3 protein-coding genes are annotated in these 2,773 nt (G+C 41.7%); 1 reads left to right on the plus strand and 2 read right to left on the minus strand.

Annotated elements, in window-relative coordinates; genetic code table 11:
- The coding region (locus tag H7254_RS16415) for a peptidylprolyl isomerase (RefSeq protein ID WP_301933998.1) at window positions 1–493 on the plus strand (493 nt) is incomplete at its 5' end.
- Between the two features lie 8 nt (window positions 494–501).
- Here H7254_RS16415 and H7254_RS16420 read toward each other — a convergent pair.
- Window positions 502–1,455, minus strand: a complete 954-nt coding sequence (locus H7254_RS16420) for an aldo/keto reductase (protein ID WP_301933999.1) — start codon at window positions 1,453–1,455, stop codon at window positions 502–504.
- A 10-nt stretch (window positions 1,456–1,465) separates the two neighbouring features.
- Window positions 1,466–2,449 carry an aldo/keto reductase gene (locus tag H7254_RS16425; RefSeq protein ID WP_301934000.1) on the minus strand — a complete coding sequence of 328 codons (984 nt, stop codon included), beginning with the start codon at window positions 2,447–2,449 and terminating at the stop codon, window positions 1,466–1,468.
- Window positions 2,450–2,773: the final 324 nt, after the last annotated feature.

The following is a 2,773-nucleotide window of genomic DNA, read 5'->3' on the forward strand; positions in this document are numbered from 1 at the left end:
GGAAATAGAGTTGTTTCCTGAGAATGCTCCGCAAACAGTAGCGGCTTTTTTATCGTACGTAGATTCTGGATTTTATAAAAACAGTTCCTTCTACCGCTTATTAAGCAACGAAAATGTTCCACCAGAAAATAATACAGGCCTGATACAGGGAGGTATTTTTGTAAGTAATCCATCTTTACTGGTACGCCTGCCAGGTATTGCACATGAACCTACCAGTAAAACACATTTATCGCATACAGATGGTGCCATTTCTTTAGCCAGGAATAATCCTGGTACGGCCAGTACCGAGTTTTTTATCTGCATCGGCGATCAGACACAGTTTGATGCCAAACAATCATTTGACAGACTTGGTTTTGCTACTTTTGGAAAAGTGATAAACGGAATGGAAGTTATAAGGCGCATACAAAACAATGTTCATGAAGGTCAATATTTTAAATATCAAATGAGGATTTTAAATATTGAACGGGTGAAAGAAGAAGTTGTTAGCCATTAAAAAAAATATTATCTCCACGCACTCACATTATTCAACAGGTCAATATTTTCGCTGGTAAGTTTAAGCAGTACGCCGTCCATCAAAAATTTTAATTGTTGCATGTTTGTAGCACTTGCTATGGGAGCAGTAACAGAGGGTCTTGCCAGCAGCCAGGCAATTGTTACACCAGCAGGCGTACTATTGTGTTCTTCCGCTATGGCATCAAGCGCCGCCAGTACTTTAAAGCCCTTCTCATTCAGGTATTTTTTTGCACCGCCTCCCCGGGCGCTCTTAGACAGGTCACCTTCCCCACGGTATTTGCCCGTAAGAAAACCCGCCGCCAACGAATAATAGTTGATCACGGCGAGGTGGTTGCTGATACAGATTGATTCTAATTCTTTTTCAAATGCCTCCCGTTCTACCAGGTTATACAAGGGCTGAAAAGTCTGATACGCGGGATACCCTTTTTCTTTACTGAGCTGCAGTGATGTCTTTAATCTTTCCGGAGATAAATTTGATGCGCCGATAAATCTCACTTTGCCTTCCTGTATCAATTGCTGGTAAGCTTCCAACGTTTCTTCCATGGGCGTATCCGGATCATCCCAATGGGTTTGATACAGATCAATATAGTCTGTCTGTAGTCTTTTTAAAGATGATTCAGCAGCTTGTAAGATATATTTTTTTGCCAGACTTTTTTTGCCAATTCCCATATCCGATCCAACCTTGGTGGCAATAATCATGTTGCTGCGGTTGCCACGTAGCTTCATCCAGTCGCCAATAATCCTCTCCGATTCTCCTCCGCTATTGCCACGCTTCCAGCGAGAGTAAACGTCTGCTGTATCAACCAGGTTAAAACCTGAACGGCTAAAACTATCTAAAATTTCATAAGAAGTTGCTTCCTCAATCGTCCATCCAAAAACGTTACCACCCAATGTAAATGGTGCTACCCGTATGCCCGTATTTCCCAGTTGCCTAAATTCCATTTGCTAATTTTTACAACGTTTTGAGTTGTTCATTTATAAAATTAATCTCATCCGGCGTAAGCAATACGTTCATTGCTTTTGCATTTTGTACGGCCTGCTCTTTATTTCTTGAGCCCACCAGAGCAATTGTAATGCCTGGTCTTTGCAAAGTCCACCGTATAACCAGTTGTGCCAATGTGGCGTTTTTACTATCAGCTAATGGTTTTATTTTTTGTAAAAATGCATTGGTCTTTAAAATGCTTTCATCAGTAAAAAATTTGTTGCTGGCCCTGTGATCACCTTCTGCAAATTTATAACCTGGTGTCATTTTTCCTGTCAGTAATCCCCGTTCCATAGGGCTGTATGCAAGGATTGATTTGTTATGTGCAACTGAATAGGGAATCGTTTTTTCTTCTATTCCACGGTTTACCATGCTAAAGGGAACCTGGTTACTTACCAGGTGAATTGTTTGTTCAGCTTCCTGCATTTGTGCGGTATTATAATTACAAACACCGGCATGCAGTACTTTGCCTTGCTGAATTAATTCAGCAACTGCATCCATGGTTTCATCGATAGGAGTGGTGATATCCGGCCAGTGAATCTGATACAAATCAATGTAGTCTGTGCCCAGCCTTTGCAAGCTGTTATTGCATTCTTCAATGATGCTTTCCTTGCCCGCATATTTGTAAATGTCAATGTCTTTGCCATCGTTGTTTTTACTTTTAAATGCGAGGTTTCCTTTCGTCAGATCCCACCGCATACCAAATTTTGTAAGTATCTGCACTTTGTCACGGGGAATCCCTTTGATGGCTTCGCCTACAATCTGTTCGCTACTACCCTGTCCGTAAACAGGGGCTGTATCAATGGAAGTAACACCTTCATCATAAGAAGCCCTTATTGCTTCAATGGCATCGTTGCGGTCAGTTTTTCCCCACATCCAACCCCCTGCAGCCCAAGCTCCAAAGGTGATGGCAGATAGTTTAAGTATTGAATCGTTTAATGATCTGTATTCCATAATAAAAAGTGTTTAAATTGTAGTATTGCTGCGGTTACAGTAACAAATCGCATACCTGTTTGCAATAAACAAGTTACAGCCGGGCGGCCATATTTTACAAATAGAGGTACAAAAATATTTTTAGAAGGAGAGGTTGGGGTACAGGCATTTGTTTTTCATGGCGGCATTGTTGTGTCACTCCCTTGTGCCGTATACCTTTATGCCTGGCAGGCACCTGTTACGCCTGGCAATGCGCAATCGTTGCAGCCAATGGCTACGCCAGTATCGGATATCGATTATGTGTTAACGTAAGTTTTGACAACGGTTGCGGTATTGCGAAAGATA

It is taken from the genome of Ferruginibacter sp., from assembly GCF_014377975.1.
Classification (GTDB): Bacteria; Bacteroidota; Bacteroidia; order Chitinophagales; family Chitinophagaceae; genus Ferruginibacter.